Source organism: Kitasatospora sp. NPDC085464 (assembly GCF_044541955.1).
Taxonomy (GTDB): Bacteria; Actinomycetota; Actinomycetes; order Streptomycetales; family Streptomycetaceae; genus Kitasatospora.
Map to the genome: position 1 here is coordinate 1 of NZ_JBITTM010000079.1, position 21051 is coordinate 21051.

General features: G+C 75.4%; 20 protein-coding genes. 12 read left to right on the plus strand and 8 right to left on the minus strand.

All coding sequences use genetic code 11. The features are described 5' to 3' along the window. Window positions 1-215 precede the first annotated feature (215 nt). Window positions 216-1118: a lysozyme gene (locus ACIGG8_RS40375; RefSeq protein ID WP_396553557.1), complete on the minus strand. Its 903-nt coding sequence runs from the start codon at window positions 1116-1118 to the stop codon at window positions 216-218. Between the two features lie 275 nt (window positions 1119-1393). Between ACIGG8_RS40375 and ACIGG8_RS40380 the strand changes: the two genes are divergently transcribed. From ACIGG8_RS40380 to ACIGG8_RS40390, 3 genes are all read left to right on the plus strand, one after another. Then, complete coding sequence (locus ACIGG8_RS40380; protein ID WP_396553558.1) at window positions 1394-1960, plus strand: GNAT family N-acetyltransferase; 567 nt, start codon at window positions 1394-1396, stop codon at window positions 1958-1960. Between the two features lie 222 nt (window positions 1961-2182). Next, the gene (locus ACIGG8_RS40385; protein WP_396553559.1) at window positions 2183-3919 is read left to right on the plus strand and encodes a glycosyltransferase family 2 protein; all 1737 of its coding nucleotides are present in this window, start codon (window positions 2183-2185) and stop codon (window positions 3917-3919) included. 157 nt (window positions 3920-4076) lie between these two features. Next, window positions 4077-6296 carry an acyltransferase family protein gene (locus ACIGG8_RS40390; RefSeq protein WP_396553560.1) on the plus strand — a complete coding sequence of 740 codons (2220 nt, stop codon included), beginning with the start codon at window positions 4077-4079 and terminating at the stop codon, window positions 6294-6296. Between the two features lie 18 nt (window positions 6297-6314). Here ACIGG8_RS40390 and ACIGG8_RS40395 read toward each other — a convergent pair whose 3' ends face one another. Further along, window positions 6315-6953 carry a hypothetical protein gene (locus tag ACIGG8_RS40395; RefSeq protein ID WP_396553561.1) on the minus strand — a complete coding sequence of 213 codons (639 nt, stop codon included), beginning with the start codon at window positions 6951-6953 and terminating at the stop codon, window positions 6315-6317. 127 nt (window positions 6954-7080) lie between these two features. Between ACIGG8_RS40395 and ACIGG8_RS40400 the strand changes: the two genes are divergently transcribed. From ACIGG8_RS40400 to ACIGG8_RS40410, 3 genes are all read left to right on the plus strand, one after another. After that, the gene (locus ACIGG8_RS40400) at window positions 7081-7311 is read left to right on the plus strand and encodes a hypothetical protein (RefSeq protein WP_350524837.1); all 231 of its coding nucleotides are present in this window, start codon (window positions 7081-7083) and stop codon (window positions 7309-7311) included. Window positions 7312-7371: 60 nt separating this feature from the next. Beyond that, window positions 7372-7866, plus strand: a complete 495-nt coding sequence (locus ACIGG8_RS40405; RefSeq protein ID WP_396553562.1) for a hypothetical protein — start codon at window positions 7372-7374, stop codon at window positions 7864-7866. Between the two features lie 83 nt (window positions 7867-7949). Further along, complete coding sequence (locus ACIGG8_RS40410) at window positions 7950-8564, plus strand: class I SAM-dependent methyltransferase (RefSeq protein WP_396553563.1); 615 nt, start codon at window positions 7950-7952, stop codon at window positions 8562-8564. A gap of 234 nt (window positions 8565-8798) precedes the next feature. Here ACIGG8_RS40410 and ACIGG8_RS40415 read toward each other — a convergent pair whose 3' ends face one another. From ACIGG8_RS40415 to ACIGG8_RS40430, 4 genes are all read right to left on the minus strand, one after another. Continuing rightward, on the minus strand, window positions 8799-9854 hold the full coding sequence (locus tag ACIGG8_RS40415; protein WP_396553564.1) for an SDR family oxidoreductase: 1056 nt from the start codon (window positions 9852-9854) through the stop codon (window positions 8799-8801). A gap of 93 nt (window positions 9855-9947) precedes the next feature. Further along, on the minus strand, window positions 9948-10565 hold the full coding sequence (locus ACIGG8_RS40420) for a TetR/AcrR family transcriptional regulator (protein ID WP_350524830.1): 618 nt from the start codon (window positions 10563-10565) through the stop codon (window positions 9948-9950). A 75-nt stretch (window positions 10566-10640) separates the two neighbouring features. Then, a complete protein-coding gene (locus tag ACIGG8_RS40425; RefSeq protein ID WP_396553565.1) occupies window positions 10641-11273 on the minus strand; it encodes a histidine phosphatase family protein in 633 nt (210 codons plus the stop codon). 160 nt (window positions 11274-11433) lie between these two features. Next, complete coding sequence (locus tag ACIGG8_RS40430; protein WP_396553581.1) at window positions 11434-12387, minus strand: oxidoreductase; 954 nt, start codon at window positions 12385-12387, stop codon at window positions 11434-11436. Window positions 12388-12452: 65 nt separating this feature from the next. Here ACIGG8_RS40430 and ACIGG8_RS40435 point away from each other — a divergent pair, with 65 nt between their 5' ends. Continuing rightward, window positions 12453-13448: an ArsR/SmtB family transcription factor gene (locus tag ACIGG8_RS40435; RefSeq protein WP_396553566.1), complete on the plus strand. Its 996-nt coding sequence runs from the start codon at window positions 12453-12455 to the stop codon at window positions 13446-13448. 87 nt (window positions 13449-13535) lie between these two features. After that, the gene (locus ACIGG8_RS40440; RefSeq protein WP_396553567.1) at window positions 13536-14441 is read left to right on the plus strand and encodes a glycerophosphodiester phosphodiesterase; all 906 of its coding nucleotides are present in this window, start codon (window positions 13536-13538) and stop codon (window positions 14439-14441) included. 128 nt (window positions 14442-14569) lie between these two features. Here ACIGG8_RS40440 and ACIGG8_RS40445 read toward each other — a convergent pair whose 3' ends face one another. Further along, the gene (locus tag ACIGG8_RS40445) at window positions 14570-15193 is read right to left on the minus strand and encodes a dihydrofolate reductase family protein (RefSeq protein WP_396553568.1); all 624 of its coding nucleotides are present in this window, start codon (window positions 15191-15193) and stop codon (window positions 14570-14572) included. Window positions 15194-15313: 120 nt separating this feature from the next. On the opposite strand from ACIGG8_RS40445, the gene ACIGG8_RS40450 reads away from it, so the two are divergent. Further along, window positions 15314-16282, plus strand: coding sequence for a D-2-hydroxyacid dehydrogenase family protein (locus ACIGG8_RS40450; protein ID WP_396553569.1), 969 nt, complete (start codon window positions 15314-15316; stop codon window positions 16280-16282). Window positions 16283-16351: 69 nt separating this feature from the next. Next, entirely contained in the window at window positions 16352-17446 is a 1095-nt protein-coding gene (locus ACIGG8_RS40455) for a hypothetical protein (RefSeq protein ID WP_396553570.1), read from the plus strand. A 53-nt stretch (window positions 17447-17499) separates the two neighbouring features. Here the strand turns inward: ACIGG8_RS40455 and ACIGG8_RS40460 are convergent, their stop codons facing one another. Further along, window positions 17500-19059, minus strand: a complete 1560-nt coding sequence (locus ACIGG8_RS40460; RefSeq protein ID WP_396553571.1) for a M4 family metallopeptidase — start codon at window positions 19057-19059, stop codon at window positions 17500-17502. Window positions 19060-19250: 191 nt separating this feature from the next. Between ACIGG8_RS40460 and ACIGG8_RS40465 the strand changes: the two genes are divergently transcribed. Both ACIGG8_RS40465 and ACIGG8_RS40470 read left to right on the plus strand, forming a co-directional pair. Continuing rightward, window positions 19251-19649, plus strand: a complete 399-nt coding sequence (locus ACIGG8_RS40465; protein ID WP_396553572.1) for a GNAT family N-acetyltransferase — start codon at window positions 19251-19253, stop codon at window positions 19647-19649. A gap of 71 nt (window positions 19650-19720) precedes the next feature. Continuing rightward, on the plus strand, window positions 19721-21049 hold the full coding sequence (locus ACIGG8_RS40470; protein ID WP_396553573.1) for a hypothetical protein: 1329 nt from the start codon (window positions 19721-19723) through the stop codon (window positions 21047-21049). Window positions 21050-21051 lie beyond the last annotated feature (2 nt).

Below are 21051 nucleotides of genomic sequence, written 5' to 3' on the forward strand. Positions count from 1 at the left end.
CCGACCCGTCAGGAACCGACCCGATCTGGTGATCCGTCAGCGAGCTCATCAGCGTCTCCCTTGATCAGGGTGTCCACCTGATTCATGACACTCCCTCTGACGGACCGCGTTCTGGAGCGGGCTCCGCATCGACGGCTGACCGGTCGCACCCGCCGCACGCCCGCCGGCCGGTGCGGGGTGGGTTGGGTGCCCCGCACCGGTGGGTGTGTGGTGGGTCAGCCGAGGGCGAGGGCGCGGAGGCGGTCGGGGGCGCCGTTGAAGTAGTCCTGGTCGCCGGGGAGGGTGCCGGAGTCGGCGTGCTGCCAGAAGGTCTGGTAGCTCCAGCCGTTCGGGAGGGTGCCGGTGGTGGAGGCGTAGCGGGCTATCCAGAGGGGGTTGGTGGCGGCGAAGCCGGCGTAGTTGCCGGTGCATTGGGTCCACCAGTTGGTGGTGGTGTAGATGGTGGGGTAGCGGCCGGTGCGGGTGTGGACGGTGTTGCTGAAGTCGCGGATCCAGTTGACCATGGCGCTTTGGCTCAGGCCGTAGCAGGTGGCGCCGTAGGGGTTGTACTCGATGTCGAGGGCGGGTGGCAGGGTCTTGCCGTCGGCGGACCAGCCGCCGCCGTGGTTCACGAAGTAGTTGGCCTGGGTGGCGCCGGAGGAGGAGTTCGGTAGCGCGAAGTGGTAGGCGCCGCGGATCAGGCCGGCGTTGTAGGAGCCGTTGTACTGCTGGGCGAAGTACGGGTTGGTGTAGCCGGTGCCCTCGGTGGCCTTGACGTAGGCGAACTTGGCGCCGTTGGCCGCCACCGAGGACCAGCCGACGTTGCCCTGGTAGCTGGCGACGTCCAGGCCGGGGGTCTGGGTGGCGGCGAGGGAGAGGACGGGCGCGCCGGCGGCGCGGCCCTCGTGGGCGGCGACGGTGGAGCCGGCGAAGTCGCGGTCCGGGTGGAAGGCGGCGGTGCCCTCGACGGTGGGGGCGGCGGCAGCGGGGGCGGGGTCGGCCGCGTAGGCCGGTGCGGCGACGCCGGCGACCAGGGCGGTCGCGGCCGCGAGCACGGCGGCGGGCAACCGGCGGGCGGTACGGCGGGTGGTACCGGTGGTGCGGGAGGCGGTGCGGGCGGAGCGGGAAGAGCGGGGCATGAACACTCCTCTGGTCCGGTGCGGGGATGGCCCAAGTGGCCCGGAAAGGCCGGGTGTTGGCGCGGCCGTACCGCAGAGTAGCCATGTCCCCGCCAGTGCCGCCAGGCATCTTCGGCCCCACGGCGAACCCGCGGCACACGTGCCGGATCGCCACCACCGGCAACGCGCGTTGCCGGTCTTGCCGGTCCCGGCCCCGGGGCCGCCCGGGGCGCTGTGACACGATGCCCGCGTGCCGGCCGTCACGGGCGGCACCAGCACGGAGGAAAGGACCAGTCATGACCGACACCGCACCCGACACCGCCCGGACCGTCGGGGAGCCCGCCTTCCGGCCCGCCACGCCCGCCGACGTCCCGGCCCTGGTCGAGCTGGTCGAGTCCGCCTACCGCGGTGACTCCAGCCGGGCCGGGTGGACCACCGAGGCCGACCTGCTGGCCGGCCGGCGGACCAATCCCGAGGCCGTCGCGGAGGCGGTCGGCCACCCCGAGGGGCTGGTGCTGCTCGCCGAGTGCGACGGCCGGCTGGTCGCCTGCTGCCAGTTGGAGCGGCGTGGCGAGCGGGCGTACTTCGGGATGTTCTCGGTGCGCCCCGGCCTGCAGGGTGGCGGGGTGGGCCGGGCCGTGCTGGCCGAGGCCGAGCGGCTGGCCGGCGAGGAGTGGGGCGTCGCCGCGATGGAGATGACGGTGATCGAGCAGCGCGCGGAGCTGATCGCCTGGTACGAGCGGCGCGGTTTCCGCCGCACGGGCGAGTTCAGCCCGTTCCCGTACGGTGACGAGCGCTTCGGCATCCCGCTGCGGCCGGACCTGCGCTTCGAGCACCTGGTCAAGGAGCTGAAGGCCTCCTGAGGCGTACGCGGGCGGGCGCTCGCGGGCGGGCCCGGTCGCCGGGCCCGCTCGCGGTTCGGTCCGGGCTCGCCGGACCGGATCGCGGAAGGTGATGCGGCGTCAAGTCGCCGACCTGGGGCGATGCGGAGATGTCATACCTCGTTCATGATTGGTCTAGGCCAATGTGAGAGGCTGGGCGCGAACGGCCACGTACCGTCCGATGCCCAGGGGGGCCACTTCCGCATGCCCGTACTCCATGGCACCGCCATGCCCGCACCCGACGCCGGTCCGCGCCGGAAACCCGCGGACCCCGACCTGCGCCTGCCCGCCCCGCCCGACGACGAGGAGCTCTACTGGTACTTCGGCCCGCAGCGCCGCTGGGTGCTGCTCTGCGCCACCCTCTCCTACGCGGGAGCCACCGCCACGCTCGGCCTGTTCGCCCTCAGCAAGCCGCTGCTCTGGCCGTTCCTCGTGCTCACCGTGCTCAACGCGGCCACCTGGCTGCTCTCGCTCACCGACGGCCAGCGCGCCCGCCGCTTCACCCGCGACTCGCACGACCTGCTGATGCGCGCCTGGCAGCCCGCCCGCCACCCGAGCGTGGACCTGCTGCTGCCCACCGCCGGCGAACCACTGGCCGTCCTCGACAACGCCTACCGGTACACCGCCGCCGTCCGCTGGCCCGGCGAACTGACCGTCCTCGTCCTCGACGACGCCGACCGCCCCGAGGTCCGCCGACTCGCCGAGTCCTACGGCTTCGAGTACCGGGCCCGCCCCGACCGGGGCCGCTTCAAGAAGGCCGGCAACCTCAACCACGGCCTGGCCGAGGGCACCGGCGAGATCGTCGCCGTCCTGGACGCCGACTTCTGCCCCCGCCCCGACTTCCTGCACCACCTGGTGCCCTACCTCGACAACCCCGGGGTCGGCATCGTGCAGAGCCCGCAGTGCTTCGACACCGACGCGGACATGTCCTGGCTCGAACGCGCCGCCGGAGCCACCCAGGAGATCTTCTACCGCTGGATCCAGCCCTCCCGGGACGCACAGGACGGCACCGTCTGCTGCGGCACCAACGCGCTCTACCGGCGCGCCGCGCTGCAGCGGATCGGCGGCTTCGCCGAGATCGACCACAGCGAGGACCTCTACACCGGCCTCGCCCTCGCCCGCGCCGGCTGGTCCACCCGCTACGTGCCCGCACTGGTCGCCAAGGGCATGTCGCCCACCGGCCTGCCCGCCTTCATCAGCCAGCAGTACCGCTGGTGCCTCGGCTCCCTGGCCCTCGTCCGCGACCCGGACTTCCGCCGCGGACCGCTGCCGAAGTCCGCCCGGCTCTGCTTCTGGAACGGCATCCTCGGCTATCTCACCAGCGCGGTGAACGTCTTCGCCGTGCCGCTGCCCGCCCTGATCATGCTGTTCTTCCGGCCCGAGGAGATCGCACCCTGGCAGGTGCTGCCGTTCCTGCCGCCGATCTGGGTCGCCCTCGTGCTGCTGCCCGCGATGTCCCGCACCCGGTGGCGCTTCGAGGTCACCCGGGTCCAACTCCTCGGCGGGCTCTGCCACGTGGTCGCCATCGCGCACGCGCTGCGCCGCCGCTCCGCCGACTGGGTGCCCACCGGCGCCGTGTCGGGCGGCAGTTCACTCGCCCGTACGGTCGCCCGGATCGGGGTCGGCTGGCTCGGGTTCGTCGTCCTCGCCGGCGCCGCCGGACTCGTCCGGGCCGCGCTGCTGCACGGCTGGCGGCCGTACTGGGCGCTCGCCGCGCTGCTCGCGCTCACCGCGTACACCATGATTCCGCTGATCAGGGCCCTGTGGCCGCTGATGAACGGGTCGAAGGGCGGCAAGGGCGCCGCCGTCGGCGAGGTCGCCGCGCCCGTACGGAGCCGCTCCGACCTCGGGTTCGGGCGCGCCGATGCCGTCGCCGTCACGGCCGTGCTGCTGCTCTGCGGGCTGCTGGCGTCCGGCTGGGCGGACCCGCTGCTGTTCTGACCGGCCAGTTCTTACGTACCAGTTCCAACGCTTCGTCAATTCCGTTCCACAGTAACGAACTTCCCTGCGCGTCGCCCCACCGGCGCGGACTCCGCCCGGCCGCCCCATCGGCCCGGCGGGCCCGACCACCGCTGCCACCCTGCCAAGGAGCGCCGCCGTGCCCACGGCCGTACCACCGTCGTCCGCACCTGCCCCTGTTCCCGTTCCCGGGCCCGCCGACCTGCTTCCCGAGGTCGTCCGGGTGGGCCGGGAGCCCGCCGACTCAAGGAGTGCCGCCGTCGCCGACCGCGGGCAACCCCGCGGGCGAGCCGCCTTCCGCCCCGACATCGAGGGCCTGCGCGGCATCGCCGTGCTGTCCGTCCTCGCCTTCCACGCCGCCGTACCCGGCCTGACCGGCGGCTACGTCGGCGTCGACGTCTTCTTCGTCATCTCCGGCTTCCTGATCACCGGCCTGCTGGTCGGCCGACCGCTCGGCCTGTGGGACTTCGCCGCCCGCCGCGCCCGGCGCATCCTGCCCGCCGCCGCCACCGTGCTGGTCGCCACCGCCGCGGCCGGCGGCGCCCTGCTCGACCCGCTGCGCGGCACCGACCTCGCCCGCGACCTGATCGCCGCCGCCGGACAGTTCGCCAACTGGCGCTTCGTCGGTCAACAGACCGACTACCTGGCCGCCGAACGCGACCCCAGCCCGCTGCAGCACTTCTGGTCGCTCGGCGTGGAGAACCAGTTCTACCTGCTCTGGGGCGTCCTGCTGCTCGGCCTCGCCCGCTACCTGCACGGCCGCCGCCGCACCCTCGCGATCGCCCTCGCGACGGCCGGCACCGGCGGCGTCTCGCTGGTGCTGTGCCTGCGCTGGACCCACACCTCGGCGCCGCTCGCCTACTTCTCCACCGGCAGCCGGCTCTGGGAGTTCGCGGCCGGCGCCGGCGCGGCGCTGCTCGGCGGCGCGCTCGCCACCCGCGGCGAGCGGCGGTCGGTGCGGTGGTCGCTGCGGCTGCTCGGCTGGCTCGGGCTGGCGGCCGTCGCGGCACCGGTCCTCCTGTACGACCGCAGTACGCCGTTCCCCGGCTCGGCCGCGCTGCTGCCCGTCCTCGGCACCGCCGCCGTGCTGCTCGCCGGCCACGGCCCGCTGCGCGCCCCCGACGCCGGCCGACTGCTCGCCGCCCGCCCGCTGCGCGCCGCCGGTCGCCTCTCCTACGCCTGGTACCTCTGGCACTGGCCGGTGCTGACCATCGCCCAGGCCCGGTACGGCGCGCTGCCCTGGACGACCCTGGCCGCGCTCACCGCCGCCAGCGCGCTGCCCGCCTGGCTCACCCTGCGCCTGGTCGAACAGCCCCTGCGGTACGGCAGCAGCCCGGCGCCCCGGCGCGGGCTCGCGGTCGGCGCCAGCGCCCTCGTCATCCCGCTGATCGCCGCGCTCACCCTCGGCGGCGGCACCGTCCGCGCCCTCGGCGGGACCGCCGACGCCCCGGCCGCCGCCCCCGCCGGAGCCGCCGACGGCCCGGCCCTGCTCGCCGCCGGCACCCGGGTGCTCACCCTCACCCCCTCGCTTGCCCGCGCGCGAGAGGACTTCCCGCCCGGCAAGGGCTGCGAGATCCCGCTCAACGCCGACAGCAGCCCGCGCTGCCTCTTCGGCACCGAGGACAGCCCCGACCGGATCGTGCTGCTCGGCGACTCGCACGCCGGCCAGTGGATCTCCGCCGCCCTCGCCGTCGCCGAACAGCGGCACTGGGCGCTGGAGGTGCTGGTCAAGCCCGGCTGCCCGCTGGCCACCCTCACGGTGCGCAACAACGTGCTCGGCCGCACCTTCGACGAATGCGACCGCTGGCGCGAGAACACCCTCACCCGGCTCACCTCCGGGCCCAAGCCCCGCCTGGTCCTGATGGCCGGACTCAACCGCTACGGCAGCCAGGAGGAGCGCACCGAGGGCTGGACCCGCACCCTCGACCGCCTCACCGCGCTCGGCGCCCCGCTCGCCTACCTCGGCGACACCCCGATGCCGGGCAAGGACATCCCGACCTGCCTGGCCGCCTCCGACGGGCGCTCGGACGCCTGCTTCTTCCCCCGCGACACCGCCTTCGAGCCGGACCCGCTGCTCGACGGCGGGCTCGCCGCCCGGTACGGCGTCCGGACCCTGGACCTCGGCCCGCTGCTCTGCCCCGGCACCGGGCCCTCCTGCCCGGCGGTGCTGGAGGGCGTGGTGCTGTACCGGGACACCGGGCACATCACCGACACCCTGGCGCGGGTGCTGGCGCCGCGGCTGGACCGGGGCCTGCTCGGGACGGCCGGGGCTCCGGGGGCGTCGGTCGGGGCGCCGGGGGCATCACCCGGCGCGCCGGGGACGTCGGCCGGTACCGGCAGCCCGGCGGCTCGGCCTTGAGCGCTGCGCCCGGGCAGCTCAGCCGTAGACGCTGCGGCAGAGGCGGGCCTGCTCCGAGCCGGCCGGCCAGCGGCCGACGCGTTCGGCCTGGTCACAGATGCTGCCCGGGCCGGCGCTCGGCACCGACCCGCCCGACCCCGGCCCCGCCTGCGCGCCCGGCGTGGCCCGGGCCGGGGCGGTGGCCCGCGGGCTGTGGCCGGGCTTCGGGCGCGGGCTCCCCGACGCGCGCTGGGCGTCCGCGGCCGCGGGATCGGCCGCCGTCGCGGGTGTCGCCGCCCCGGCGGCCCCGGTCACCGCACCCATCGCGCCGACCCCCGGGACCGGGGCTGGGACCGGGGCCGGGGCCGGGAGCGGCGAGGGCGCAGGCGTGGCGGGCGGCGGGGACACCGGCACGTGCGAGCCCGCACCCGAGGCGGACGGCGAGGCCCCCGGCAGCGCCACCGTCCGCACCTCGTCGCCCGACCCCGGCCCGCACATCACCAGGACCGAGGCCAGCACGGCACCCGTCCCGACCGCCGCGACCGCCCACGCCTTGCGCGAGCGGTGCCTCGGCGGAGCGGGAACGGGCACCGGCGGCAGGGGACTCGTGGGGACCGGCGGAGGCTGCCACGCGTCCTGCGGCCACTGCCACTGCCCTCCGGTGGGCTGCCCAGTCATGTGCTCGTCCTTCCAGCGGCCCCCCGTCGTACCTTTCCGTGCTCAACGAGCGCGCCGACGCCGGGACATGACCCGGAAGAGGGGTCTGAACGGGCGTTGATTGCCGCCGCGCCACATGCTTGGGGTCATGGAGACCAACAGCACGACCGCACCCCTGGTCGAGGTGGCCGAGTTCCGGACCGACAGCCGCTACCGCCTCGTCCACTTCGAGGGCCACGGCTGGGAGCCGCTCGCGCCGGAGGAGTTCGAGCCACGCGTCCACCAGCTCTTTCCGGACCTCGACCCGCGCGACCCGCAGCGCGTCCACTGGGCCGACCGCCCCTGGGAGTGGCCCGCCTGGCACCCCGGCGAGGCCTGAGCGGTCTCCGTACGGCGGTCACGCTCCGCGCGGTGGCCGGGACTTCGTTACGCTGAGCGGGTGAGTGTGGATCACTTCTGGTGCCGCTTGCCGGGGCAGGCCGTGGACAGCTGTTCGCCCGAGGAACTCGGCGAGCTCGTCCCCCGGGACCCCGACGTCCGGTACGACCGGCTGGCCGCCGCCGGGCTCGCCCTCGGGGTCCGGCGCACCGCCGTCCTGATGGAACTCGCACTCACCGAGAACGGCCTGCACCCCGACCCCGCCGCCCGGCTCCCCGTCTACGGCGGCGGGCCGCGCGAGCCCGGCACCGGGATGCCCGTGCTGCGCCCCGACCAGGTCGCGGCCGCCTCCCTGTTCCTGCGGGACTCCGCGCTCGGCGAGCTCGTCCGCCAGCAGGACAGCGTGCTCGCCCGGACGGCCGCCCACCTCGGATACCCGGCGCCGTGGTCCGAGTCGGTGGCCGCCCGGGTCGTCAACGACCTGCGCGACCTGCGGGACTTCTTCGCCGGTGCGGCGGCCGCCGGCGACGCGGTGATCGTCCGGGAGGCGGAATGAACGACGGGCCGGTCGGCGTGGCGAGGGCGGCGGGCGCGGGAGGCGCGATGGGTGTGGGAGGCACGGCGGGTGAGGTGGGTGCGGTGGGTCCCGGAGGCACGGCGGGTGCGGCGGGAACGGCCGGGTACGGGGAAGCGGTCGAGCAACTCGCGGTCCAGTACGAGAGCGTGAGCTTCGCCGAGGTCCACCGCGAACTGCTGCACCTCTACCCGCCGCCACCCGCCGCCGTCCTCGACATCGGTGCGGGCACCGGCCGTGACGCCGCGGCCCTCGCCGCCCTCGGGCACCGGGTGGTGGCCGCCGAGCCGACCCCCGAACTCCGCGCCGTCGGCGAACGCCTGCACGCGGGCGCCGGCATCCGGTGGGTCGCGGACGCGCTGCCCGGACTGCCCGGGCTCGCCGCCGAGGACGAGCGCTACGACCTCGTCCTGCTCACCGCCGTCTGGATGCACCTCGCCCCCGAGGAGCGCCCACCCGCCATGGACGCCCTCACCGCTCTCCTCGCGCCCGGCGGCCGCCTGGCCCTCACCCTCCGCCACGGCCCCGTCCCGCCCGACCGCCGGATGTTCGACCTGCCGCCCGAGCCCACCGTCGCCCTCGCCGCCGAGCGCGGCCTGCGTCTGCTCCACCGCACCGCCCGGCCCGACCTGCACGGGCGGGCGGGGGTGCACTGGTCGTTGCTGGTGTTCGAGCGGTAGGCAGCCGGGGCCGGTGGTGGGTGCGCGAGAAGCCGGTGTCGTCGACTTCTTGTGCTCCCCGTGGCCGGTCCACGGCGCGGCCCGTCCTGGTGCGGGGGCGCGCGTGGGAAGTCGGCCGGGTCGACTTCCCACGCGGGCGGCGGTGCACGTGCCGGCGGCGTGCACGTACGAGTCCTGCGAGCCGGGCCGCGTGAGCGCCCGGGACGTTCCGGGCGGGGGTGGGGAGACGGGGCCCTACCGGGTGCCGAAGTCCTCCTCGACCAGCCGGGTGGCCCACCGGGTCAGGGCGGGGACGAGGGGCGGGTGGGCGAGGCCCGCGGCGGTGGCGAGGCGGTCGGCGGAGGCGGTGTCGTAGCGGTCCTCGGAGAGGAAGGTGAGGGTCTCCGGGTCCGTGCCGGTGAGGGCGCGGGGGAGGCGGCGGACGAGGGGGACGGGGATCAGGGCGCGGGGCGGGCGGACGCCGAGGTGGGTGGCGAGCAGGGCGATCAGGTCGGGCAGGTGGGGGGTTTCGGGGTCGAGGACGGTGTGGGCCCGGACGGGCCCGTGGTCGTGATCGGGTACCGCGGCCAGGAAGCGGGCCAGGTGGTCGACGGTGACGACGGGCAGGAAGGTACGGCGGGTGCCGGGCAGCAGGGGGAGGCGGCCGCGGTGGAGCAGGCGGACCAGCTGGGCCGGGCCGAGGTACTGGCCGGCCTCGCCGGTCCGCGAGTGGCCGATGACGCTGCTCGGGTTGACGGTGGTGAGCGGCACGCCGAGGTGGGGCGCGGTGACCCGGACGGCGGCGTCGCCGAGCTGCTTGGAGGCCTCGTACGCGCCGAGGCGGCGGTAGAGCGCGGCCGTGGTGTGCTCCGCGAGCGGGTACTGCGGGTGCGGGTCGCGGCCGACGCGGTAGCCGGAGAGGTGGACCAGGCGGCGCAGCCCGGGGCGGGTGGCGCACCACCGCAGCGCGTGCAGGGCGCCGTGCACGTTGGGGGGTTCGGCCTGGGCGCGGGTGAGGCCGAAGTCGTAGCGGGCGGCGAGGTTGTGGACGTCTCGGACCTCGGTGAGCCGGGCGTCGTCCTCGGGGGAGAGGCCGAGGCCGGGGCGGGTGAGGTCGGCGGTGACGGTGGTCAGGGCGGTGTCGTCGGCGTCGTGCTCGCGCAGCCAGTGGCGGAGGGCGGGTGCGCGGTCGGTGTCGCGGACGGCGACGGCCACGGGTTCGCCGCGGGTGAGGAGTTCGAGGGCCAGCCAGCGGCCGAGGAAGCCGGTGGCGCCGAGGACGAGCGTGCGGGGCGGCGGGGCGGACGTCATGCTGCGCTCCAGGGGTCAGGAATTCAGTAGACCGGTCTGCATATTTTTCGGGCCTGCGGAGGTGCGCCGCGCGAACGGCGGCGCACCTCCGGCTTACGCGTCGCGGTGGCCGGCCCCGCCGCGCCCGCTGTTCCCGGCGGGCCTGCCGAGCAGCTGTCGGACGGCGTACCGGGCGTGGTCCAGTGGTTCGCGGCTGCGCCGGACGGAGGCGAGCAGGACGGCGCCCTCCAGCAGGGCGAGCACCTGGCCCGCGGCGGTCTCGGCCTCGGCCGCGCCGAAGCCCTCGGCCTCCAGCCGGCCGGCGAGCACCTGCTGCCAGCTCCCGTACACCTCGGCGCAGACGGTCCGCAGCGGCTCGTTGGTGCCCGCCGTCTCCAGGGCGACGGTCGCGATCGGGCAGCCGCTGGTGTAGTCGGACTCCGCCAGGCGGCCGGCGAAGGCCTCGACCAGCCGTTCCGCGAGGGCGGCGGTGTCGGCGCCCTCGGCGGCGAGCGCGGCGAGCAGCGCCTCGACCTCCTGGCCGGCCTCGGTGAGCGCGGCCGCCACCAACTGGTCCTTGCCGCCGGGGAAGTGGAAGTAGAGCGAGCCGCGCGGCGCGCCGGTGGCGGCCACGATCCGGTTCAGACCCGTCCCGAAGTAGCCCTGCGCTTCGATCAGTTCCCTGGTGCCGGCGATCAGCCGGGCCCGGGTCTCCTCGCCCTTGACTCCCATGCGGCGATAGTAGACCGGTCTGCATATTCTGTCGATGCCGGATTGACGGAACGTCAGTGGCGCTTCCCGGGCACGTCAGCAGCGAACCGCCGGCGGGTACCCGGTCCAGCGCAGCTCCTCGGGCAGGTGGCTCTGGTCGTTCAGCAGCAGGACGGCGGGCGGCCGGCCGGGCGCGTAACGCAGCACGGTCAAGCCCGCGTTGGCGGCGTTGACGCCGAGCCAGCGCCAGTCCGGGGCGTCCAGGGCGTGCCGGACCAGCCAGCCGACCAGGAAGGCGTGCGTGACGACCAGCTCGTGCCGCTCCTCGCCGCCCACCACCGGCCCGGTGAACCGCTCGACCGCCCGCTGCGCCAGCACCGCCCCGCTCCTGGCTTCCTCCGTCGTGGTGCCCGCGAGGAAGTCCAGGAGGAACTCCGCGCTGTCCTCGGGCAGTTCGGACCGCTCCGGCAGGTGCGGGACGAAGTCCCCGGCCTCCTCGCACACCACCGGTGCCACGCCGTCCCGTTGCAGCTGCTCGGCGACCAGCCGCGCGGTCTGGGTGGCCCGGGGCAGCGGCCCGTGGTGCAGCGCCGTGATCGGCCGGCCCGCGAGCCGGCGGCCCAGCAGCTCGGCCTGCCGGCGCCCGGCGTCGGTGAGGCCGCTGTCGTCCGCGTGCGAGGCTTCGCCGTGACGGGCCAGGTAGAGGTAGCGGGTGGCGAGGTCGGTCATGCTTCGGAACTCCTCGACGGTCGGCGGGTCGTGTCGTCCCGAAGCGACGCGCGACGCGCCCCACCGGTTCCGCCGCTCCCGGGTGCCCGGCCGGTGGGCCCCGCCGGGCGTGCGCCGCGGGCCCGCTGCGCACGCGGGTCCGTGCTCAGCGGCTCGGTGCTCAGCCGGTGGCGGCCTCCGCGGTGTGGGCCCCGTCCAGCAGGGCCAGCTCCTCGTCCGACAACCGCAGCGCGCCGGCCGCGATGTTGTCCTCCAGGTGCGCCACATCGCCCGTGCCCGGGATGGCCAGGACGTGCGGGCCGCGGTGCAGGGTCCAGGCCAGGCGGACCTGCGCGGTGCTCACCCCGCGCGCCTCGGCCACCGCCCGCACCTGGGCCGGCTCGGCCCCGCCGGCGCCGTGCTGCCGTCCGGCGCCGGCGATCGCGTAGAAGGGGACGAAGGCGACGCCCTGCTCGCGGCAGAGCCGCAGCATCTCGTCCTGCCGGGACCACCCGCCGATGCCGTACGGGTTCTGCACGCACACCACGGGCGCGATGGTCTGCGCCTCGGCGAGCTGGTGCGGGTGGACGTTGGACAGGCCGAGGTGGCGGATCAGCCCGGCCTGCCGCAACCCGGCCAGCGCGCCGAAGCGTTCGGCCACCGAGTCGGTGCCGACGATCCGCAGGTTGACCACGTCGAGGTGGTCGCGGCCGAGCTGGCGCAGGTTCTGCTCGACCTGGGCGCGCAGCCGCTCGGGGGTGCGGGCGTGCTCCGCCCACGAGCCGTCGGGGTTGCGGCCCGAGCCGACCTTGGTGGCGATCACCAGGCCGTCCCGGTACGGGGCGAGCGCCCGGTTGATCAGCTCGTTCGCGGAGCGCAGCGGGGAGAAGTAGAAGTCGGCGGTGTCGATGTGGTCGACCCCGAGCTCGACCGCGCGGCGCAGCACCCGCAGGGCCTGGTCGCGGTCGCGCGGCACGGCGTGCGGGACGAGTGCGGGGCCGGTCTGCGGCAGGCGCATCGCGCCGAAGCCGATGCGGTGGACGACGAGGTCGCCGAGGGTCCAGGTGCCGGAGGCGGCGGTGGTCACGGGGGTGGTGGGGGTGGTCGGGAGGGTCTCCGTAGTCATGTCCGTCATGATCGCCACGGCGCTATCCTGACCGCCAACGATTCGAACATGCCTGAATCCACGGGGGTGGGGGCTTGGCGGCCGAGCTGCTGTTCACGGCGGGCGACCTGGCGCGGATGCGCTTCGCGGTCTCGCCGATGTGGGAGGTCGGCCCGAGCCTGCGGCTGCTCGGCTCGGGGCTCGCCCACGCCGTCCACCGCCCGTGGGTGGAGCAGGTGCGGCCCCGGCTGGCGGCGCTCGGCCCGGCGTACGCGCTGCTCGCCGAGCTGGTCCCGCCCGCCGGGTACGTGCCGGACTTCATCAACCCGGTGCCCGCCGGCCCCGCCCCGACGCTGGCGCAGGAGCTGGCGGCGATCCGGGCCACCCCGGCCGAGCAGGTCCGCCGCGACCTCGACCGGCTGCGGGACGACCGGGGCGGCCGGCTCGGGCCCCGGCTGCGCGCGCTGCACGGCGACCCGGCGGGCGGGCTGGGCCGGCTCACCGAGGCGGTCGAGGCGTACTGGGGGCTGGCGCTCGCCCCGTACTGGGTGCGGATCCGCGCCGTCCTGGACGCGGACGTGCTGCACCGCGCCCGGCAGGCCGCCGAGCACGGCGCGGCGCGGGTGCTGAACGACCTGCACGCCGAACTCCGGTGGACGGAGGACACCCTGCGGCTGCGCCACCGCACCCGCCCGCTGCCGGGCCGGACGGCCGGGGCGGGCCTGCTGCTGATCCCGTCCGCCTTCACCGGCCCGTCCCTCTACACCCGCCTCGCCCCGCCGGACCCGCTGCAGCTCGCCTACCCGGCGCGCGGCACCGGCACGCTGTGGGCGACCGCCACGGCGGCCGGCACCGGGGCGCTGGCCGCCGTCCTCGGCCGCTCCCGCACCCGGCTGCTGACGGAGCTGGCGGCCCCGGCGTCCACGACCGAGCTCGCGCGGCGCACCGGGCTCTCGCCGTCGGCGGTGTCGCAGTACCTGACGGCCCTGCGGGATGCCCGGCTGGTCAGTGCGCACCGGGCCGGGCGGTCGGTGCTGTACGCGCGGACCGCGTCGGCGGAGGCCTTGCTGGCGCCGCTAGCCGAGGGCTGATGATCGGTTCCTCCGCCTACCGTAATGTCATCCCACTTCCCGGATGTCGGCGGCCGGAGCGGCCCCGACGCCCGTAGCGTGCGGGGCATGACACCCATGCGGCAGCACCAGCACCCCCGCCGTCGCCGGACCGGCCCCGTGGTCGCGCTGCTCGGGGCCGCCCTCGGCGCCGTGGCGCTCACCGGGGCACCCCTGCCGCCGGCCGCCCCGGTGTCCGACACCCCGGTGGCCGACACCGCGCTGCGCCCGGGCGGCGCTCCGCCGACCGTGTACGCGCACCGTGGCGCCTCCTCCGCCGCCCCCGAGAACACCCTGGTCTCCGACGAGGTGGCCCGCCGGGCCGGCGCCGAGTGGATCGAGGACGACGTCCAGCCCAGCCGGGACGGCGTCCCGTACGTGCTGCACGACGACACCGTGGACCGCACCACCGACGGCACCGGCCGCATCCGCGACCTGACCGCCGCACAGCTGGACGCCCTGGACGCCGGCTCCTGGTTCGCCCCGTCGTACGCCGGCACCCGGCTGCCGACGCTGGCCGCCCAACTGGAGGACCTGCGCACCCGCGGCGGCAGGCTGCTGCTGGAGATCAAGGGGCCGCACACCCGGGAGGAGGTCGCCCGGATCGTGCGGGAGGTGCGCGACCACGGCATGACCGACCGGGTCCTCGTCCAGAGCTTCGAGGTGGACGCGCTGCGCCTCACCCGCGAACTGGCCCCCGAGCTGCCGCTCGCCCTGCTCCGCTCCACCCTGGACGCCGACCCGGTCGCCACCGCCCGCGACCTCCGGCTGGCCGCCTACAACCCCTCGGACGACGCGCTCTCCGCGCGCCCCGGCGTGGTCCGGGAACTGCACGCCGCCGGGGTCGCCGTCAACGTCTGGACGGTCGACCGGCCCGACCGCTGGAAGGCCCTCACGGCCGCCGGGGTGGACGGCATCATCACCAACCGCCCGGCGGAGCTGGCCGGTTGGAGGTCCGGCGCGGCCGCCGGTTAGCCACCCGGCGTGGCGGAGGGCACCGCGAGAGCGGGCGCCGGAGCAGGCGCGGGAGACGGCGCGGGGAGCGGGCACCGGTTCCGTCCGTGAGGCCACCGGCTCCTGCGGCCACTGGCTCCCGAGGCCGCCTACGACCGGCTGAAGCCCCCGAACGCGGCCGGCTCGGCCGGGCGGTAGCTGAGCAGCGCCGCGCCCGACGCGGTGATCCGGGAGGCCGTGAGCGCGAAGGCGGTCGGCGGCCCGCCCTCCGGGAACAGCCGGATGCCCGCGCCGAGCGCCACCGGGGCGACCACCAGGTGGTACTCGTCGATCAGGCCGTGGCCCATCAGCGTGCGCGCCAGGGCGCCGCTGCCGTGGATCTGCAGTTCGCCGTCACCGTCGAGGTGCTCCTTGAGCCGGGCGACCTCGGCCGGGACGTCCCCGCCGAGCAGCGTGGTGTTCGCCCAGCGGGGATCGGTGAGGGTGTGGGTGGCGACGTACTTGGGCAGGCCGTTCAGCTTGGCGGCCACCCCGTCGGCCGGATCGGTCACCCCGGGCCAGTAGGAGGCGTAGATCTCGTACGTCCGCCGCCCGAGCAGGAAGGCCTGCGGGCGTTCGAACACCTCGTCGACGAACCGGTCCGTGTCGGCGTCCAGGAAGGGCGCCAGCCACCCGCCGTGCGGGAAGCCCCCGGCGCGGTCCTCCTCGGGGCTGCCGGGGGCCTGCATCACGCCGTCGAGGGTGACGAAGGTGGTGAGGGTGAGTCTGGCCATCGCGGGTCTCCTCGGTTCCGGTGCCGGTGAATCCCCCTCCGCGGGCCAATCTGACAGACCGGCGGGCCGCAGCCGGACCCGGCGCGCCGGGTGGGCGGGGCGCTCTGCCAGAGTGCGGGTATGACGATTGCGACCCTTCGCTGCGCCGTCCTGGACGACTTCCAGGGCGTCGCCACCAGCTTCGCCGACTGGTCCCCGGTCACCGACCGGGTGGCGGTGACGGCCTTCAAGATGCACTTCCGCACGGAGAAGGAACTGGCCGACGCACTGGCGGACTTCGACATCGTGGTCACCCTGCGCGAGCGGGTGCCCTTCCCGGCCTCGCTGTTCGCCCGGCTGCCGAAGCTCAGGCTGCTGGTCGCCACCGGAATGCGGAACTCGGTGATCGACCTCGCGGCCGCCGAGGCGCACGGCGTGACGGTCTGCGGCACGGCCAGCTCCGGCACCCCGCCGGTCGAGCTGACCTGGGCGCTGCTGCTCGGACTCGCCCGCGGCATCGTGGCGGAGAACACCGCGCTGCGCGAGTGCGGCCCCTGGCAGAGCACCGTCGGCGCCGACCTGCACGGACGGGTGCTCGGCGTGCTCGGCCTCGGCCGGATCGGCAGCGCGGTCGCCAGGGTCGGGCTCGCCTTCGGCATGGACGTCGTCGCCTGGAGCCGGAACCTGACCGACGAGCGGGCCGCCGAGGCCGGCGTGCGCCGGGCGGCGACCAAGGAGGAACTGCTGAGCGGCAGCGACTTCGTCACGGTCCACCTCGCGTCGAACGAGGGCACCCGGGGGCTCGTCGGCGCGGCCGAACTCGCACTGATGAAGCCCGGGGCCTACCTGGTCAACACCTCCCGGGCGGCCGTCGTCGACCAGGACGCGCTGCTCGCCGCACTCACCGGGGGCACGATCGCGGGCGCCGCGGTGGACGTCTTCGACACCGAGCCGCTGCCCGCCGACCACCCGATGCGCAGCGCGCCCCGGCTGCTGGCCACCCCGCACCTGGGGTACGTCTCGCAGGACAACTACCGGCGCTACTACCGCGAGGCGGTGGAGGACATCGCGGCCTTCCTGGCGGGCGAACCGATCCGCCGGCTGGGCTGACGCCTCTGACACCTCTGACGCCTCCGCAGCCTCCGCCGCCCGCAACGCCCCGGGCCGCATACTGACCGCATGGGTGACGGCACGGCGGACCGCAGGGGCGACGGCACGACGGGTGACGGCACGACGGTTGGCGGCGGTGTCCGGGCCACCGGCCGGCGCGGGGTGCTGCGGGCGGGCGCGGCGGCACTGGTCCTGGGCGCGGTGGCGGGCTGTACGAGCGGGAGCAAGCCGCCGGCGACGGGGCCGGGCACGCCGGCGCCCGGGACAGCGACCGGAACACCGCCCGGTGCGGGGACGCCCACGGCCACACCGACGCCGACCGCCGTCGCCACCCCGCTGCCGCAGCCGCCGCTGTGGCAGCCCGGCCCGTCCGAGATCCAGCCCGACGTGAAGCGCCGCGCCGTCGAACTGGTCGCCGCGCTGGGCGCCTGGCCGCCCGGCGGGCAGGGCGTGGAGGCGGCCCGGGCCCGGGTGGCGGCGCTCGGGCTGCCGCCCGCGCTGGCGGACCAGGCGGGCCCGCTGGCGCCACCGGCGGTCGAGGCGAGCCTGGAGGTGATCGTCGCCCAGTACGGCGGGATCCCGGCCGACTCGGCGAGCGTGCTGGTGGTGTGCCGGCAGTGGACCCGGGGCGCGGACGGCTCGGTGGCCGAGGGCGGCACCACCGTGGACGTCCGGCTGAGCCGGGCCGCGCCGCGCTGGACCGTCACCGACCTGCACCCGGGCGTCGCGGGCCCGGCCGCCGCCGCACCGCCCCCGGCGGTCGCCCGGGTGCTGGCCGAGCCGAGGATCGAGCTGCCGCCCGAGGCGGCCGCCGACCTGCGCAGCGGCACCGTCCACGACAGCGTGCCGGAGGCGATGCTGCGGCTGGCCGGCCCGTACACGCTGTCGGTGAGCGTGGTGCGGACCGGCCACCCGCTGGACGTCTTCGGGACGACCCGGCCCAGCGACCATCCGCCGGGCCGGGCCTTCGACGTCTGGCGGATCGACGGCATGGCCGTGGTGGATCCGGCGACGCCCCGGCAGCTGATCGAGTCCTTCATGCGGGACGCGGCCGCCGCCGGTTCGTACAACGTGGGCGGCCCGGTGGCGATCGCGGGGGCCGGGAACCGGTTCTTCACCGACGACACCCACCACGACCACTGCCACATCGGGTTCGACCACTAGACCCGTACAGGCCTCGTACCGACCTCGTACAGACCCCGTACGGACCTCGGACGTCAGTTGACGTTGACGCCGCTCCAGGCCGCCGCCACCGCGTTGTACTCGGTGCTTCCGGCGCCGTAGAGGTCCTTGGCCGCGTTCAGCGAGGCGGCGCGGGCACCCTTGTAGTTGGTGGTGGAGGTCATGTAGACGGTCAGCGCGCGGTACCAGATCTTGGCGACCTTCTGGTTGCCGATGCCGGTCACCGTGGAGTTGTTGCAGGTGGGGCTGTTGTAGGCGAAGCCGTTGATGGTCTTGCTGCCGCTGCCCTCGCTGGCCAGGTAGAAGAAGTGGTTGCCGACGCCCGAGGAGTAGTGCACGTTCAGCTTGCCGACCGAGCTGCTCCAGCAGTCGGCCGAGGAGCCGTCCAGCGAGGGCTTGTCGAAGCGGCGCAGCCACGGCGGGGTGGACTGGTCGCTGAACAGGTAGTCGGGGGTGTCGACCTTGTTGTTGGCGTACCACTCCACCATCGTGCCGAAGATGTCGCTGGTGGACTCGTTGAGGCCGCCGGACTCGCCGCTGTAGCGCAGGTTGGCGGTGGCGCTGGTGACGCCGTGGGTCATCTCGTGGCCCATGGTGTCGAGGTCGACCTGCTCCGGGTCGTGGGAGCCGTCGCCGTCGCCGGTCATCATGCAGAAGCAGGCGTCGGACCACTGGGCGTTGTCCCAGTTGGTGCCGACGTGGACGAAGACGGTGGCGCCCTTGCCGTCGTTCTTGATGCCGTTCCGGCCGAAGGTGTTCTTGTAGTAGTCGTACGTCCAGGCGGTGTTGGCGTGGGCGTCGACGGCCGCGGTGGAGCGGTCGGTGGAGAACTTCTTCCCGTCGCCCCAGACGTTGGAGGCGCTGGTGAAGGCGGTGCCGGAGGAGGCCTTGACCGAGCCGGACGAGAGGTTGTGCGCGTCCTTGGTGACGTGGCCGCGGACCGGGTCGGTCAGGGTGTAGCCCCCGCTGACCGGGGTGGTGTCGATGGTGATCGTGCCGGTGTACTCGGAGTTGCCGGTGCCGGAGGCCTGGTGCTCCGCGTCGTAGGACTCGATCTGCTCACCGGTGGTGGCGTCCGTGACGACGACCTTGCCGGCCGGCTCGCCGTGCTCGCCGCTGCCCTCGACGGTGGTGCGCCAGGCGAGGCGGGGCGTGCCGTCGGCGGCCCAGACGACCAGCTCGGGGGTGCTGACGGCATCCCGGACGCCCGGGGCCGCGGAGAGCGCGTTCGCTGCGCCGGACTGCGCGGGCACCTTGGGGGTGGTCGACTTCACGGCGGCGTCGTGGGCGGCCGCGCGGGTGGTGTCCTTCAACTTGCCCTTGGCGTCCTGGTGGACGACCAGGTCGCCGCCGACCACCGGCAGGCCCTGGAAGGTGCGGTCGAAGCGCACGTGCGAGGTGCCGTCGGCGTCGAGCACGACGTCCTTGAGCAGGAGGTCCTGGCCGGCGCCGAAGCCGAACACCGCCGCGTTGTGGGCGACGTTGGCGCGGGCCTGGGATATCGCGGCCTCGCGCGGGTTGGGCGCGGCGGAGGCCGTGGCGGCGGGGACGGTCGCGCCGGCGAGGGCGGCGACGACCGCGACGGCTCCGGCCACGCGGGCACGGCGGAATGAGGACGTGGGGGTCACTCGGAACTCCAGTGGGGGTTAGCTGCAGGGATAGGAGCTGGTCAGAGATTGACGGCGATCAGTCAGATGCAGCTAGAGGGAAGGTCATAACTTTGCCAAGTTGTGTCCTTGGACAGTCAAAAATGATCAGAAGTTAACAAGCGCTCTACAGTGCCGTCGTGACGATCGACTACACCTGGCGCGGCCCGCTCACCGACCCCGAACTCGACGCCCTGCACGCCGAGGGCTTCGGCCACCCCCTCCACCCCGGTGGATGGCTCGCCCGGCTGGAACGGCACAGCCTCGGCTGGGTCACCGCCCGCAGCGCAGAAGGCACGCTGCTCGGGTTCGTCAACCTGGCCTGGGACGGCGGCGCCCACGCCTTCCTGCTCGACACCGTCGTCGCCCCGGCCGCCGGACGGCAGGGCGTCGGAACCCGGCTCGTCGCCGAGGCGGCCGCCGGCGCCCGCGCGGCCGGCTGCGCCTGGCTGCACGTGGACTTCGAGCCGCACCTGCGCCCCTTCTACCTCGACGCCTGCGGCCTGCGGCCCACCGACGCCGGGCTGTCGGCGCTGTGAAACCTGGCGCTGTGAACTTGGCGCTGTGAAACCCGCGCGCCCGGCCCGGGCAGGCCCTACGCTCTCGGTCCATGGACGGATGGGTGGGGGCCTGGACCGGCGGCCGGGCCGCGGTGCACCTGGGCGACGTCGCGGACTTCAACGCGCAGTTCTTCGCCCCCGGCATGGACGCGGCGCAGCGCCTGCGCCGGCTGCGGCAGGCGCACCACTACGCCTGCCTGGCCGTCGGTTACAGCCCCGAGCCGGCCGTGCTGGTGCTGCCCGCCGAGGTCGCCCCGGAGTGGACCGACTGGCTGGCCCGGGAGTTGGCCTGGGGGCCGGTCGAGGTGTACAGCGGCGTGGCACCGGACGACACGGTGGCCGAAGCACTCGCCGCCCGCCCCGCGCTGACCGCGCGGATCGCCGACTCCGGCCACCCGGTGGTGCGGTGGGGGCGGACGCCCGCCCAGGGGGAGGGGCCAGAGCTGGCGGCCGTCCGCCGCTACGAGTCCAAGGCCGCCGCGCACGACCTGTTCTCCGCCCTCGCTCCCGGGCACCCGGAGATCCGCCTGCCGCGCCAGGAGCGCCCCGACGGCCGGCGCCGGGCCGCCCGCCGGCTGACCGCCCGCGCCACCCGGGGGCTGACCACCGTCCTGAAGAGCCCGCACGGCGTGGGCGGCTACGGCACCGTCGTGGTCGAGCCCGCCGAGCTGTTCGCCGCGGGCGGCGGCCGGGCCCTGCTGCGCCGCCTGGTCCGCACCGAGGTCCTGCCGGCCGACGGCGCGCTGCTGCTGGAGGAGCACGTCTCCCCGGGCCCGGCCGCCCGGCTGCGCGACCTCACCTACGACGCCGTCGTCGGCCCGGACGGCACCGTCCACCCCGTCGGCGCGGGCGCCATGGACGTGGCCGGCACCCGCTACCAGGGCGTCACCGTCGGCCCCGGCGCGGTGCCGCAGGGCGCCGCCGCGACCGCCCGCCGCTTCACCCTGGCCGTGGGCGAGCGGCTGGCCGCCGACGGCTACCGCGGCTGGTACGACGTCGACTTCGTCACCGACCGCGAGCGCCGGCTCGCCCCCACCGAGATCAACCTGCGGCTCACCGGCCCGGCCGTCGCCTTCGTGCTGGCCGCCCGGCTCGACGCGGTCCGCGGACCGGGCCACCTGGTGCGCACCCTGGACGGCATGCCGCTCGGCGCCCGGCTCGCCCCGGCGGCGCTGCACGACCACCTGCAGCGGCTGCGGCCGCGTTGCGCCCGGCTCGGTGTCACCCTGCTGCCGCTGATCCCGACGGCCTGCCACGAGCCGGAGCCCGCCGTCGGCCTCGCCCTCGCCGGGCCGGACGTCGAGGCGCTGGACGCGGCCGAGGCGCTGGTCGCCGCCGCCAACCACGGGCTGGCCGGCATGTTCGAGGCGCTCAGGTGAAC